This window comes from Streptomyces sp. NPDC050806 (assembly GCF_055586425.1).
This window is the reverse complement of sequence record NZ_JBVJIF010000003.1, coordinates 778,660-792,945: the sequence shown is the minus strand read 5'-3', so window position 1 is coordinate 792,945 and position 14,286 is coordinate 778,660. Positions and strand designations below refer to the sequence as shown.

Genomic DNA, 14,286 nt, shown 5'->3' with positions numbered 1-14,286 from the left:
TTTGTGACGGAGACGATTGGGATCGAGGACGTGGAGAAGGCGTTCGCGCGGATGCATGAGGGCGACGTTCTGCGTTCGGTGGTGGTGCTCTGATGGCGGCGCGCATCGAACACCTCGTCACCTCCGGCACGTTCTCCCTCGACGGGGGCACGTGGGACGTCGACAACAACGTCTGGATCATCGGGGACGACAGCGAGGCGATCGTCATTGACGCGGCGCACGACGCCGACGCCATCCTGGAAGCCGTGGGCGGCCGACGCCTGTTGGCGATCCTCTCCACCCACGCGCACAACGACCACATCGACGCCGCACCCGAACTCGCCGAGCGCGCGGCTGCCCCCGTCCTGCTCCACCCGGACGACTGGCCGCTGTGGAAGCAGACCCACCCCGAGCGGCTGCCGGACGGCGAGCTGGGGGACGGGCAGATCTTCACGGTGGCCGGTACGGAGCTGACCGTGCTGCACACGCCGGGACACGCGCCGGGTGCCGTATGCCTGTACGCGCCCGCGCTGGCGACCGTCTTCACCGGTGACACGCTCTTCCAGGGCGGGCCGGGCGCGACGGGCCGCTCGTTCTCGGACTTCCCGACCATCGTCGAGTCCATCCGCGAACGGCTGCTGAGCCTCCCGCCCGAGACGAAGGTGCTGACCGGGCACGGCGACAGCACCACCATCGGGGACGAGGCACCGCACGTGGAGGAGTGGATCGCCCGCGGCCACTGAGCCGCCACCGGCTCCCTCGTACGGACCGCTGCCGCTCCCTCGTACGGACCCGGCACCGCTCCCTCATACGGACCCGCTACCGCTCCCTCATACGGACCCGCTACCGCTTTCTCACGCGGGCCCGCTGCCGCTCCCTCACACGGACCCGCAGGACGTCAGCCGCTCCACCCGCCGCATCACCTCGCGGCAGAAGCGGCCGACGTCCTGCGGGTCGTCGGTGAACTGGGACGGCTTGATGCAGAACGTGCTGAAGCCCTGGGCCATCTGTTCCGGCACGCTCTCCAGCGCGCGGCCCAGGTCCGCCACCGCGTCCGGCCCGGGGAAGACCGCCCGGGTGCCGCCGACCATCTCCAGCTCGTCCATCGAGCGTCCCGCCTCCGCCATCGCCGCGCGCAGCTTGTCCAGCTCCTCCGGGGCCGGGCGGCCGAGCGGGTTGAAGCCGTGGCCGTGGCGGACCAGGCGGCGCAGCAGCGGGCCGTGCAGCGAGCCGCCGCCGAACCACAGCTCCGGGCCGCCGGGCCGGTACGGCTTGGGCTCCAGGTAGACGTCGGAGAAGGCGTAGTGCTCGCCCTCGAAGGTGGCGGGGGAGGGGCGCCAGAGGGTCTCCCAGGCGGCCAGGTGCTCGTCGAGCAGCTTGCCGCGCCGCGCGAACGGCACGTCGAGCGCCGCGTACTCGTCGCGGCTCCAGCTCACCGTCGGGAGGACGATCAGCCGGCCCTTGCTGAGCAGGTCGAGGGTGGCCAGCTCCTTGGCGAGGACGAGGGGGTGGCGGAGCGGGGCGAGGATCGCGCCGGCGACCAGCCGCAGGCGTTCGGTGACGGCGGCGATGGCGCTGAGCAGGACGACCGAGTTGGGCCACGGGGTGTGCGGGGCCTGGTTGCCCGGGAGGGCGTACTCGCGCGGGTTGGGCATGACGCCGAGCGCGCCGGAGTCGGGCCCGAGGACGAGGTGCTCGCTCAGCATGACGGAGTCGAACCCGGCGTCCTCCGCCTCACGGGCCCAGCGGACGAGCGCGTCGAGGTCGCAGCGGCCGCCGGTCATGGTCCAGTTCTCGCTGAGCACGAGCAGCATGCGGGGGGACGGCATACGCGGCCTCCAGGGCGGCATCGTTCGGCGTTATTGTTTGAGGTCAAACAATATGTGGGGGAGGCGGTGTGCTCAAGGGGGGCAGGCGTGCGGGCGTCGGTAAATTTGATCCCAAATGATTAGCCCGATGAGTCGAGTGAGGTTGCCGTGACGAAGCGCGCCCTGGTCATCGCCCACGATCACCTGTCCACCGCCGGCCATGTCGGAGACCGGCTGGCGCAGCGCGGATACGCGCTCGACGAGCTGCTCGTGGTCCCCGCGGAGCGGTACGCGACCCCGGACGTCGAGCCCCGATTTCCGTCGGTCGCCGAATATGACCTGATTCTGTCGCTCGGCGCGCCCTGGTCCGTGAACCGCATGAACGCCTGGATACGGGCCGAGCTGGACCTGCTGCGGGACGCGCACCGGCTGGGCGTGCCCGTGCTGGGCATCTGCTTCGGCGGGCAGCTGCTGGCCGCCATGCTCGGGGGCTCAATTGAGCGCGCCCCGCGCTTCGAGCTCGGCTGGACGGAGATCGAGGCGGACGAGCCGGAGCTGCTCGGGCCCGGCCCGTGGTTCCAGTTCCACGGCGACCGCTGGCTGTTGCCGCAGGTCGAAGGGGGTGGAGCGGGGGCCGCGATCCGGGAGCTCGCACGTAATGAGGTGGCTTCCCAGGCCTTCGTGTGCGGGCGCTCGCTCGGCGTGCAGTTCCATCCGGAGCTGACACCGGAGGTGCTGCAGGCCTGGTTCGACGGTGATGACGAGGGGACGGCGGACGAGGTCGGGGTCGATCCCGAGGCGCTGGTCAAGGAGGTGCGGGCGGCGCTTCCCGAGGCGCGGGAGCGGGCGTACGCGCTTGTGGACGCCTTTCTGGCGAGGGTGGCGGGCGGAGGCGTGTCGGCGGAGTGACGTCGGCATGACACGTCCGCCGGCGGGTCCGGATCGTGGGATCGGGGGTCGCCCCGGCGCGTGATTCTCGCCACCCTTGATCAGGGGTCCGCTCAGATGAGCAGTTGGCAAGGTGCTCCATCTCCTCAAGGCTGGCACTGGGTGCCAGCCTTCATTGATTCAGATGATTAAGATGTGCATCGCTCTCCGTAGAGAATCGGCCATGATCCTCCGCACTCTGCGGAGTCATTCCTTCGAAAGATGAATGCATGTCGCCAAGATCGTCAACTTTCGATCTGTTGGCTGACGCCGGGTTACGGGCGTATGTCGACCGAGTGGACGTACCCAGATGCCTTCGATCTGGGTATGTTCCTCGCCGTCAGGGCAGCCCGTCCGCGAGGAGTTCAGTCCCGTGTCGGAAACACAAGATCCCCACGTAACCCAGTCGGCCGAGGCCGTGAAGTCGACGAAGTTCGTCTACGACTTCACCGAAGGCAACAAGGATCTGAAGGATCTGCTCGGCGGGAAGGGTGCGAACCTCGCCGAGATGACCAATCTGGGACTTCCCGTCCCGCCCGGCTTCACCATCACCACCGAGGCCTGCAAGGAGTACCTCGACAGCGGTGCGGAGCCGGCGGCACTGCGTGCCGAGGTCACCGAGCACCTGGACGCGCTTGAGCGCCAGATGGGCAAGAAGCTCGGCCAGGCCGACAACCCGCTGCTCGTTTCGGTGCGTTCCGGTGCGAAGTTCTCCATGCCCGGCATGATGGACACCGTCCTGAACATCGGGCTCTCGGACGAGTCGGTCAACGGCCTCGCCCAGCAGGCCGGTTCCGAGCGCTTCGCGTGGGACTCGTACCGCCGCCTCATCCAGATGTTCGGCAAGACCGTGCTCGGCGTGGACGGTGACCTCTTCGAGGAGGCGCTGGAGGAGGCCAAGCAGGCCAAGGGCGTGAAGGTCGACGTCGAGCTGGACGCGGCCGACATGAAGAAGCTCGTCGGCCAGTTCAAGGAGACCGTCTCCAAGGAGACGGGCCGGGAGTTCCCGCAGGACCCGCGCGAGCAGATGGACCTCGCGGTCCGCGCGGTCTTCGAGTCGTGGAACACCGACCGGGCCAAGCTGTACCGGCGCCAGGAGCGCATCCCCGGCGACCTCGGCACGGCCGTCAACGTCTGCTCGATGGTCTTCGGCAACCTCGGCCCGGACTCCGGCACCGGCGTCGCCTTCACCCGCGACCCGGCCAGCGGCCACCAGGGCGTCTACGGCGACTACCTGCAGAACGCGCAGGGCGAGGACGTCGTCGCCGGTATCCGCAACACCGTTCCGCTCGCGGAGCTGGAGCAGCTCGACAAGAAGTCGTACGACGAGCTGATGCAGATCATGGAGACGCTCGAAACGCACTACAAGGACCTGTGCGACATCGAGTTCACCATCGAGCGCGGCAAGCTCTGGATGCTGCAGACACGCGTCGGCAAGCGCACCGCGGGCGCCGCCTTCCGCATCGCCACCCAGCTCGTCGACCAGGGCCTGATCGACGAGGCCGAGGCGCTGCAGCGGGTCAACGGCGCGCAGCTCGCGCAGCTGATGTTCCCGCGCTTCGACGAACAGGTAGCGGGAAGCGGGGAGGTGCGCCTGATCGGGCGCGGCATCGCCGCCTCGCCGGGTGCGGCCGTCGGCAAGGCTGTCTTCGACTCGTACACCGCCGTGAAGTGGTCGCGTTCGGGCGAGAAGGTCATCCTGATCCGCCGCGAGACCAACCCCGACGACCTCAACGGCATGATCTCCGCCGAGGGCATCCTCACCTCGCGCGGCGGCAAGACCTCGCACGCCGCCGTCGTCGCCCGCGGCATGGGCAAGACCTGTGTCTGCGGCGCCGAGGAGCTGGAGGTCGACACCAAGCGGCGCTGCCTGACCGCGCCCGGCGGTGTGGTCATCGAGGAGGGCGACGTCGTCTCCATCGACGGCTCGACCGGCAAGGTCTACCTCGGTGAGGTGCCCGTCGTGCCCTCGCCGGTCGTGGAGTACTTCGAGGGCCGGATGCACGCCGGCGCCGACGACGCCGACGAGCTGGTCAAGGCCGTGCACCGGGTCATGGCGTACGCGGACCGGGTACGCCGGCTGCGCGTACGGGCCAACGCCGACAACGCCGAGGACGCCGCGCGCGCCCGCCGGTTCGGCGCCCAGGGCATCGGCCTGTGCCGTACCGAGCACATGTTCCTCGGTGAGCGGCGCGAGATGGTCGAGCGCCTGATCCTCGCCGACACGGGCGAGGAGCGCGAGGCCGCGCTCTCCGAGCTGCTGCCGCTGCAGAAGGGCGACTTCGTCGAGCTCTTCGAGTCGATGGACGGGCTGCCGGTGACGGTGCGCCTCCTCGACCCGCCGCTGCACGAGTTCCTGCCCGACATCACCGAGCTGTCGGTGCGCGTCGCGCTCGCCGAGTCCCGCAAGGACTCCAACGAGAACGACCTGCGGCTGCTCCAGGCCGTCCACCGGCTGCACGAGCAGAACCCGATGCTGGGTCTGCGCGGCGTCCGCCTCGGCCTGGTCATCCCCGGCCTGTTCGCCATGCAGGTACGGGCGATCGCGGAGGCCGCTGCCGAGCGCCGGGCCGCCAAGGGCGACCCGCGTGCGGAGATCATGATCCCGCTCGTCGGCACCGTCCAGGAGCTGGAGATCGTCCGCGAGGAGGCCGAGCAGGTCATCGCCGAGGTCGAGCGCGCCCACGGTGTGGACCTGGGGCTCACCCTCGGCACGATGATCGAACTGCCGCGTGCGGCGCTCACCGCCGGGCAGATCGCCGAGTCCGCCGACTTCTTCTCCTTCGGCACGAACGACCTCACGCAGACCGTGTGGGGCTTCTCCCGGGACGACGTGGAGGCCAGCTTCTTCACCGCGTACCTGGAGAAGGGCATCTTCGGCGTCAGCCCGTTCGAGACCATCGACAAGGACGGCGTGGGCTCGCTCGTACGCAACGCCGCCGAGGCCGGCCGGGCCACCCGTCCCGACCTCAAGCTCGGCGTCTGCGGCGAGCACGGCGGTGACCCGGAGTCGGTGCACTTCTTCCACGAGGTGGGCCTGGACTACGTCTCCTGCTCGCCGTTCCGCATCCCCGTGGCGCGGCTGGAGGCGGGCCGCGCGGCGGCCGAGTCCAAGGGCAGCGACAGCCGCTGACCCGAGGACGAGGGCAGCGGTGAGCCGCTGACCCCCTGAGCACGTCTGCCGGTCGGTGCACGAAACACCGGCCGGCAGGCGGTGAACGGCCGGTTCGCCGGCCGTGGACGACCGGAGCCGCTGGATGGGCCCCCGACCCTCAGCCCGATCGAAGGGGCTCCGGTTCGTGCGAAACGAGGGCGGCACCTGTGCGGAGGTGCCGCCCTCGCCTTTTCCGGACTCCCCCCTCGGGAGCTGCCGCCGCCAGCTCGGCCCGGGCGGCGGCCTTCGGCGGGTAGCGGGACGGCCGGTGATGGCTCGTCACCCCCCACGGGTCCGAGCAATCCGTGCCGTCCGTATCGCCGCCGAATTGAGTATCAGCATTCCGGGAGTTCGGTCCCGGCGCGACCCTTTTCAAGACTGGCCAAAAGGACGTGGTGACGCCGCGTGGCCGTGTGCATACTCGGGTGCTCGGGGGCCGACGACTGATGGCGATGGTGGGGTTTCGGTGCTGCGCGTCCATTTCAGTGGACCGGATCTGGCCCGCGTGCGGATTGCCGCACGCCCTGATGTGCTCTGGGAGACCGTTTTAAGTTTTCACCGACTTCGTGACCGGCAAGGTGGTACGGCGCTCAACGAATGGCGTACGGAAACCCGCTCCCGGTTGAATGGTGAAACACGGTACCTCGCCCCGCTGATACCGGCCAAGGGATATTTTCCCGATTTCCTGACGCCCCCCGAAGGGCTGCTCGGAATCGATGACGCACTCGACGCGCTGAAGGCCACTCCGGCCCCGCGGCTGCACCGGGACCTCACCCGGCTCGCCGACGGCCGCCCGCCCCAGCCGTGGCTCGCCGACCTCGCCCAGGGCGACACCCGGCCGCTGCACCGGCTGACGGGCGTCCTGCGGCACTACCACGACGCGGCCATCGCGCCGTACTGGCCGCACGTACAGGCCCGGATCGAGGCCGACCGCGCTGCCCGCGGCCGGGCCCTGCTGGACGGCGGCGCCGACCGGCTGCTCGGCTCGCTGCCGCCCATGATGCGCTGGCGGCCGCCCGTCCTGGAGGCGGACTACCCCGTCGACCGGGACCTGTACCTGGACGGGCGGGGGCTGCTGCTGGTCCCGTCGTTCTTCTGCCGGCGCACCCCGGTCACCCTGTACGACCCGGACCTCACGCCCGTCCTGGTCTACCCCGTCGAGCACCACGCGCCGCGGCCCACCACGGCGGCGGCGCCGGGCCGTTCGCTCGGCCGGCTGGTCGGCCGCACCCGCTCCGCGATCCTGCGGGGCATCGGCGGCGGCTGCACCACCAGCGAACTGGCCCGGCGCGCCGAGGTGTCGCTGGCCTCCGCCAGCCAGCACGCGACGGTCCTGCGGGAGGCCGGGCTGCTGGTCACCCTGCGGCAGGGCAACGCCGTCCTGCACACCCTGACCCCGCTGGGCGCAGCGCTCATCCGCGGCGGCGCCGAGCCCGAGGCGCCGGTGGCCGTGCCGCTCGCTACGCCCGGAACGGTCCGGTGACCTCGTAGGTGATGCCGGCCGACGAGCTGTTGGTGGTGCCGCGCTGGCTGGAGAAGTACAGCCGCTTGCCGTCCGGCGAGAAGGCGGGGCCGGTGATCTCCGAGCCGGAGTGCCCGTTGATCCGCAGGAACGGAGCGACCACGCCGTCCGGCGTGATGACGCAGATCTCCATGTTGCCGCCGTCCTCGGCGATGAACAGGTCGCCCGAGGAGGCGCCGGTGACGTTGTCGACACCGGTGAGCGGCGCGCTGCCGCCGGTGACCAGGGAGTCGTCGTACGCCAGCTCGTACGTGCCGCTCGCCAGGTTCAGCCGCCAGACCCGGTTGTCGCCCTTGGTGGTGAACCACACGGTGTCGTTGGCGTAGTGGCAGCCCTCGCCGCCGTTGAAGCGCTTGGCGCCGGAGACCTGACGGCGGGTCACGGTCGGCGAGCCGTCCGGGTCGGGCACGTCCGCCCAGCCGAACGAGCCGGCCGTGGCGGACCCGGCGGTCAGCACCTGGAGCCTGCCGGCCGACAGATCGCCCCACGTGGTGGGCAGGAAGCGGTAGAAGCAGCCGTCGGTCTCGTCCTCGGTGAGGTAGACCGCCTTGCGCACCGGGTCGGCGGCGGCCGCCTCGTGCTTGAACCGGCCCAGCGCGTCCCGGCGCACGGCAGCCTTCGCCCCGAACGGGTCCGTCTCGTACACCGCGCCCAGGCTGACCTCCTCGCAGGAGAGCCAGGTGTTCCAGGGGGTTCTGCCGCCGGCGCAGTTCTGCCGGGTGCCGGACAGGATGCGGTACGCGCCGGTGATCGCGCCCGTCGCGGCGAACTTCACCGCACTCACCCCGCCGCCGGGGTTGATCTCGGAGTTGGACACATAGATCCAGCCTGTGCCGTCGGCGAAGCAGGCCCCGCCGTCGGGCGCGCTGTGCCAGGTGTAGCCGGTGCCGGCCACCTGCTGCCCGGACCGGGCGATGACGCGGCTGCCGAAGCCGGCCGGCAGCTGGATCCCGTTGGCGTCGGCCGCGCCGAGCGCGCCGTACGGGCCGGTGCCGGGCTGTGCGGGCGCGGCGTAGGCGGCGCCCCGCATCAAGGTGCCGCCGAAGGCGGCGGCCGAGGCGCCGATGACTGCTCCGCGCAGGAAGGTACGACGTTCCACGGTCACTCCACGTGTGGTGGGGGCCGCGCCCGCCGGGCGGCGGGCGCGGTCGCGCGAAGCGGACTGTAGAAGCGTTGAGTTGACGCGGATACAACAACCGGTGTCCGGCAGCCGGACAGTGCCGGAGCCGGTTACTCGGGCCGGTCGCCCGCGATGGCCACCCGCTCCGCCACCCGGCCGTGCGGCGCGTAGTCGGCGACCGCGTAGTGCTGCGTCGCCCGGTTGTCCCAGAAGGCGATGTCGCCCGGCTGCCAGCGGAACCGCACCTGGTACTCCGGCACATGGGCCTGCTGGAACAGCAGCCGCAGCACGCGGTCGCTCTCCGCCCGCTCCCAGCCCACGATGCGGGTGGTGAAGGACGTGTTCACGAAGAGCATCTTCCGGCCGGTCTCCGGGTGCCGGCGCACCACCGGGTGCTCGACCGGCGGGAACTGCTCCTGGAGCGGGGCGAGCCGCTCGGCCGGGTAGAAGCGCTCGAAGCCCGGGATGAAGTCGTGCACCGCGCGGGCCCCGTCGATGCGCTCCTTGATGTCACGCGGCAGGTTGTCGTACGCGGCGGCCATGTCCGCCCACATCGTGTCCCCGCCGAACGGCGGCACCTCGCGCAGCTGGAGCACCGCACCCAGCGCGGGCCGCTCCCGGAAGGTCACGTCCGTGTGCCAGACGTTCTCGAAGGTGGGCGCCGTGGGGTCCTTCTTGTCGAACCGCACCACGTCCTCGGAGTCACCCCGCGCGAGCAGCGGGTTGGTCTCCAGCTCACCCCAGTTGCGGGCGAAGTCGCGCTGCTGGGCGGAGGTGAGGTGCGCGCCGCGGAAGAAGAGCACCTTCCACTCCAGCAGTGCCCGGTTCAGCTCCGCGCGCAGCCCGTCGTCCAGCGGGCGCGAGAGGTCGACGCCGCGCAGCTCGGCGCCGATGGTGCGGCCCTGCGGGACGACCTCGAAGCGCTCGTACGGGCGCTCCTCCCAGCCGCCGGGCAGCCGGTGCAGGACCCGGTTCCCTTCGTAGAGGCCGTCGGCGGGGATGCGGTGGTCGCGCAGGAGCGGGGCTGCGGGAGCGGTGGTGGGTTCGGCGATGGCCGTCATCTGATCCTCCTTGGGAACAGGGAAACGCGGAGGCGTGGTGAACGCGGTGAACGCGGTGAATGCGCGAAGAGACCGTGACCGCGGTCAGCGGGTCACGGGTGAAGGGGGGCGGTGAAGCGGAAGATCACCGACAGGAGCGGGCCGGGGGAGACCCCACCCGGCCGCGGCGGCGCAGGAAGCTCAGGCCGCGGGGCGCGCACTCACCGTGGGGGCCGCTGTGTCGCGGACCCGCCTCACGGGAAAAGGAAAGCGCCTGCATGCCGTGCACCGTACAGCAATCTCCGGCGCCGGCGCGATGGCGTCCGTCACGGCCGGCGGGGTCAGTCGTCGATCCCGGTCCGCTCCACCCCCGCGACGATGTACCGCTGGAGCAGGAAGAACACCAGGATCAGGGGGAGGATCGAGACCGCGGCCGCCAGGAACAGCTCGTGCAGATTGACGTTCTGCGCGGTGGTGAACGTCGACAGCGCCACCTGCACCGTCCACGCCTCCCGGTCCTGGCCGATCACCAGCGGCCACAGGAAGGCGTTCCACGCCCCGATGAAGACGATCGTGCCGACCGCGGCGAACACCGGCCGCGAGTTCGGCACCACCACCCGCCAGTACGTCCGCCAGTACCCCAGCCCGTCCACCCGCGCCGCGTCCTCCAGCTCACGGGGGAAGCCGAGGAAGTACTGCCGGAAGACGAAGCAGGCGAAGGCGGAGAAAAGGGTGGGGATGATCAGGCCGCGCAGGGTCGAGATCCAGCCGAGGGAGGAGACGAGGACGAAGCTCGGTACGAAGGTGACCGCGGCCGGGACCATGAGCGTGCCGAGGATCGCGTAGAACACCGCGTTCGCGTGCCGGTACGGGATGCGGGCCAGGCCGTACCCCGCCAGCGAGGCCAGCAGCAGTGTGCCCAGCGTCGTGGCCACCGCGATCACCGTGGAGTTCAGCAGCGCCCGCGCCATCGGCAGGTTGGGGTCCGCGAACAGCTCGCCGATGTTGCCCCACTGGAGCGAGCGCGGGAAGAACGTCCAGTCCGGGGCCGTGATGTCGGCCTCGGTCGCCAGCCCGTTGCGCAGCAGGAGGTAGAACGGGATCAGGAAGAGCAGCGCGAGGGCGGTCAGCAGGACCAGCCGCAGGGCCCGGCCCGCCCGGATGAGTGCCTGGTCCACCGGTCAGTCCTCCTTGCGGCCCAGCCCGAACCAGCGGGCCTGGACGATGGTCGCCACCGCGATGATCAGCGCGAGGATCACCGCGCCCGCGCTGCCGAGCCCGAGGTTCTGCTCGCTGCCGAGTGCGATGTAGTACAGGTAGACCAGCGGCGGCCGGGCGTACGGCGGGTAGCCGCGGGAGTCGGAGAGCAGGTTGTAGAACTCGTCGAACGCCTGGAAGGCGTTGATGACGAGGAGCAGCACCACCGCCACCGAGGTCGCCCGCAGCTGCGGGAAGGTGATGTGCCGGAAGACCTGCCAGCCGGGCTTCGCGCCGTCCACCGCGGCCGCCTCGTACAGCCGCGGCGAGATCCGCTGGAGCCCGGCCAGGAAGAGGATCATGTAGAAGCCGGCCTGGAGCCAGAGCCGTACGGTGACGATCACCAGCCAGTACCAGGGCGGGTGGGTCGTCGACAGCCACGCCGTCTGGTCCGCGCCGAGCCACCCCAGCACGGTGTTGGCCAGCCCGAACCGCACCCCGTTGAAGATCGACAGCTTCCACACCAGCGAGGCGACGACGTAACTGCACGCGGTCGGCAGGAAGAAGACCGACCGGAAGAACGCCTGCGCGAACCGCACCCGGTTCACCATCAGGGCCAGCCCCAGCGACAGCGCGTACGTCGCGGGCACGATGAACGCCGAGAACAGCAGGAACGTGCCGAGGCTGCGCAGGAACGCGCCGTCGCCCAGCATCGAGGCGTAGTTGTCCAGCCCGACGAACTCCGTGGGCGTGACGGTGTTGTGCGCGTCGAAGAAGCTGAGCCAGACGCTCCACACCAGCGGTACGTACGTGAACAGTGCCAGCCCGACCGCGAACGGGCCGACGAACACCCAGAACCACAGGTTGCGGTTCTGGGGTCCCAGCAGCGTGCGGATCACTTCTTCTTGACCCGGTCCAGCTCGGTACGGGTCTTCCGGACGACCGCCTTCAGCTCGCTCTCCGGGTTCGCGCCGTCCTTGATGATCCGGCTGACCGCGTCCTGGTAGGCGGTCTTCGACGCGGTGGTCCACAGCAGCGGCTCGGCGTGGCCGAGGTCGGTGGCGTAGGCGACGGCGTCGGCCGCGGGGCCGGAGCGCAGCTCCTTCGCCTTCTCGGCGAGCGAGATCCGGGCCGGGATGTGGAAGCCGTAGGACAGCGCGAAGTCCCGCTGGTGGTCCGTGCGGTCGATCCACAGCCACTTCGCGAAGGCCGCCGCCTCCTTCTTGTGCTTGCTGCGCGCGCTGACCGCCGAGCCGTACGCGCCGACCGGTACGGCGTTCTTGCCGCCGGAGCCGTCCTCGGGGAACGGCAGCACCCCGAAGTCGTCCCCCAGCGCCTTCTTCACCTGCGGCAGCGCCCACAGCCCCGACCACTGCATCGCGGTCAGGCCCTGCGTGAAGGCGGCCGGGTCGGACCAGTCGGTGGGCGCGCCGAGGAGCAGCGACCTGTCGGCGTACAGGGCGTGGATCTTCGCGAGCGTGCGGGCCGCGGCCGGGTCGTCGAAGCCGACCTTGCCGTCCTCGGTGACGATCGAGAGGCCGGCGGCGTACAGGGGAGTGCCGCCGAGCGCGCCCGCGCCGCCGTCGTTCCCCAGGAACAGCCCCTTGACCTTGTCCTTCTTGCCCTTGGCGGTCAGTTCGCGCGCCGCGTCGACCAGTTCGTCGAAGGTCCGGGGCGGCTGCACGCCGGCGTCCTTCAGCATGCTCTTCCGGTAGTAGAGCAACTGCATGTCGACGACCTGGGGAATCGCCCAGATCTTGTCCTGCCAGATCTTCGGCGCGAGGACGGCCTGGTTGAAGTCGTCCTTGACGGGCTCGACGGCGGACGTCAGATCGGTGACCTGGCCGCCGCGGATCTGGTCCAGCGTCGGACCGTTGACCTCGAAGACGTCCGGGCCCGAGTCGGTCAGCAGGGCGGCGGAGGTCTGCCGGTCGTAGTCGCCCGGCCGCCACTGAACGGTGACATCGGCCTTGTCGTACGCGTCGGCGTACCGTTTCACCGCCTGTTCGGTCCCGGTCTCGCCGTACTGGTGGTACCACTGGCTCAGCGCGGGTCCCGAACCACCGCCACCGCGCCCGGTGTTGGAGCCGCAGGCCGCCAGGGCGCCGGTGAGCGCGATACCGCCGCCGGCCGCCAACAGCCGCCGTCTGCCGATGTCCGTCATGCCTGCTGTCCCCCAGCGCTCGTCAATGATCGACCGGTGCGGCGACCACTCTGCCGCACCGGTGTGATGCACGCATGGCAACAACGTGAAACGCGCGGGGGATCATTCCGGCCGGGGCGGTGACACCCCGGGGCGCGCACGTCACTCCAGCTCGGCCAGCACATCCTGGGCGATGCCGAAGGCGGTGTTGGCGGCCGGGACGCCGCAGTAGATGCCGCTCTGCAGGATCACCTCGCCGATCTCCTCGGGGGTCAGGCCGTTGCGTACCGCGGCCCTTACGTGCATGGCCAGTTCGGCGTGGTGGCCGTGGGCGATCAGCGCCGTGAGCGTGATGCAGCTGCGGGTACGGCGGTCCAGCGTGGAGCCGGTCCAGATCTCGCCCCAGGCGTAGCGCGTGATGAAGTCCTGGAAGCGCGCGGTGAACTGCGTCTTCTTCGCCTCGGCGCGGTCCACGTGCGGGTCGCCGAGGACGGCTCGGCGGACGGCCATGCCCGCGGCGCGGCGGCCCGCGTCGTCGGCCGGGGCCTCGGCCGCCTCGGCAGCGGCGTCCGGCTCCGGCGCGAAGTGCGCGGCCAGTGCGGCGGTCACCGGTCCCGGCCGGTCCACGCCTGCGAGGTGGTAGGCGCCGCCGACCTCGGTCAGGCTCGCGCCGGGGACGGAGTCGGCGATCTCCCGGGCGTGCGCGGGCGGCGTCGCCGGGTCCTCGCGGCCCGCGACGACGAGCGTGGGCACGGTGATCCCGGCGAGCCGGTCCCGGACGTCGTACGAGGCCAGCGCCTCGCAGCAGGCGGCGTACCCGGCCGGGTCGGTGTCCAGCAGGTCCTTGATGAGCGCCTGCCCGCGCGGCGCGGCGGCGAACTCGGGTGCGAACCAGGTGCCCGGACGGCTCGCCGCCATCGCCTCCGTCCCCTCGGCGCGGACGAGCGCGGCCCGCTCCCGCCAGGTGTCCGCTCCGCCGAAGCGGGCCGAGGAGCACACCACCGCCAGCCGGGTCAGCCGCTCGGGGTGATCGGCGGCCAGCGTCAGGCCGACCGCGCCGCCGATGGAGATCCCGGCGTACGCGAAGGTGTCCCAGCCCTGCGCGTCGGCCAGCCCCAGCACGAGGCGGGCGAGGTCGGTCATGGCCGGCTCGTCGGAGACCAGCCCGGCCGCCGAGCCGCCGTGCCCGGGCAGGTCCCAGCGCAGCACCCGGTGCGTCCGCGTCAGGGCCGCCAGCTGCGGCTCCCAGACGTCGAGCGAGGTGCCGATGGACGGGCCGAGGATCAGCGGCGGGGCGTCCTGCGGTCCGTCGAGTCGGTGGTGGGGGAGCTCGGTCACGGGGTCTCCTCGGGGGAGTGACGGGTACGGGTGGGGAGAGGCTGCCCGGCGGGGCGGC

General features: G+C 71.0%; 11 protein-coding genes. 4 read left to right on the top strand and 7 right to left on the bottom strand.

Going from position 1 to position 14,286, the window contains the following annotated elements; translation table 11 throughout:
* Positions 1 to 92: 92 nt before the first annotated feature.
* Positions 93 to 722, top strand: a complete 630-nt coding sequence (locus ACZ6WH_RS12835; protein WP_469727985.1) for an MBL fold metallo-hydrolase — start codon at positions 93 to 95, stop codon at positions 720 to 722.
* Between the two features lie 135 nt (positions 723 to 857).
* Here ACZ6WH_RS12835 and ACZ6WH_RS12830 read toward each other — a convergent pair whose 3' ends face one another.
* The gene (locus ACZ6WH_RS12830) at positions 858 to 1,808 is read right to left on the bottom strand and encodes a TIGR03619 family F420-dependent LLM class oxidoreductase (protein WP_469727983.1); all 951 of its coding nucleotides are present in this window, start codon (positions 1,806 to 1,808) and stop codon (positions 858 to 860) included.
* A gap of 147 nt (positions 1,809 to 1,955) precedes the next feature.
* On the opposite strand from ACZ6WH_RS12830, the gene ACZ6WH_RS12825 reads away from it, so the two are divergent.
* The 3 genes from ACZ6WH_RS12825 (at position 1,956) to ACZ6WH_RS12815 (ending at position 7,351) form a co-directional block, all read left to right on the top strand.
* Positions 1,956 to 2,696: a type 1 glutamine amidotransferase gene (locus tag ACZ6WH_RS12825; protein ID WP_469727981.1), complete on the top strand. Its 741-nt coding sequence runs from the start codon at positions 1,956 to 1,958 to the stop codon at positions 2,694 to 2,696.
* A 391-nt stretch (positions 2,697 to 3,087) separates the two neighbouring features.
* Positions 3,088 to 5,847 carry a pyruvate, phosphate dikinase gene (gene ppdK / locus ACZ6WH_RS12820; RefSeq protein WP_469727979.1) on the top strand — a complete coding sequence of 920 codons (2,760 nt, stop codon included), beginning with the start codon at positions 3,088 to 3,090 and terminating at the stop codon, positions 5,845 to 5,847.
* 487 nt (positions 5,848 to 6,334) lie between these two features.
* A complete protein-coding gene (locus tag ACZ6WH_RS12815) occupies positions 6,335 to 7,351 on the top strand; it encodes an ArsR/SmtB family transcription factor (RefSeq protein WP_469727977.1) in 1,017 nt (338 codons plus the stop codon).
* On the opposite strand, the gene ACZ6WH_RS12810 is transcribed toward ACZ6WH_RS12815, so the two are convergent.
* The 6 genes from ACZ6WH_RS12810 to pcaDC form a co-directional block, all read right to left on the bottom strand.
* On the bottom strand, positions 7,329 to 8,489 hold the full coding sequence (locus ACZ6WH_RS12810; RefSeq protein WP_469727976.1) for an alkaline phosphatase PhoX: 1,161 nt from the start codon (positions 8,487 to 8,489) through the stop codon (positions 7,329 to 7,331). The genes ACZ6WH_RS12815 and ACZ6WH_RS12810 overlap by 23 nt on opposite strands.
* Positions 8,490 to 8,620: 131 nt before the next feature.
* Positions 8,621 to 9,571 (bottom strand): TauD/TfdA dioxygenase family protein, encoded by a 951-nt coding sequence (locus tag ACZ6WH_RS12805; protein ID WP_469727975.1) that lies wholly within the window; start codon positions 9,569 to 9,571, stop codon positions 8,621 to 8,623.
* A gap of 320 nt (positions 9,572 to 9,891) precedes the next feature.
* Positions 9,892 to 10,728, bottom strand: a complete 837-nt coding sequence (locus ACZ6WH_RS12800; RefSeq protein WP_469727974.1) for a carbohydrate ABC transporter permease — start codon at positions 10,726 to 10,728, stop codon at positions 9,892 to 9,894.
* 3 nt (positions 10,729 to 10,731) lie between these two features.
* Positions 10,732 to 11,646, bottom strand: a complete 915-nt coding sequence (locus ACZ6WH_RS12795; RefSeq protein WP_469727972.1) for a carbohydrate ABC transporter permease — start codon at positions 11,644 to 11,646, stop codon at positions 10,732 to 10,734.
* A complete protein-coding gene (locus tag ACZ6WH_RS12790) occupies positions 11,643 to 12,911 on the bottom strand; it encodes an ABC transporter substrate-binding protein (RefSeq protein ID WP_469727971.1) in 1,269 nt (422 codons plus the stop codon). Before ACZ6WH_RS12790 ends, ACZ6WH_RS12795 begins: the two co-directional genes overlap by 4 nt.
* A gap of 141 nt (positions 12,912 to 13,052) precedes the next feature.
* Entirely contained in the window at positions 13,053 to 14,228 is a 1,176-nt protein-coding gene (gene pcaDC, locus ACZ6WH_RS12785; protein WP_469727969.1) for a bifunctional 3-oxoadipate enol-lactonase/4-carboxymuconolactone decarboxylase PcaDC, read from the bottom strand.
* Positions 14,229 to 14,286 lie beyond the last annotated feature (58 nt).

Excerpts from the sequence above, each read along its gene's own strand:
- ACZ6WH_RS12790 (WP_469727971.1), bottom strand. The coding sequence starts at position 12,911 with ATGACGGACATCGGCAGACGGCGGCTGTTGGCGGCCGGCGGCGGTATC.
- ACZ6WH_RS12805 (WP_469727975.1), bottom strand. The coding sequence starts at position 9,571 with ATGACGGCCATCGCCGAACCCACCACCGCTCCCGCAGCCCCGCTCCTG.
- ACZ6WH_RS12835 (WP_469727985.1), top strand. The coding sequence starts at position 93 with ATGGCGGCGCGCATCGAACACCTCGTCACCTCCGGCACGTTCTCCCTC.
- ACZ6WH_RS12830 (WP_469727983.1), bottom strand. The coding sequence starts at position 1,808 with ATGCCGTCCCCCCGCATGCTGCTCGTGCTCAGCGAGAACTGGACCATG.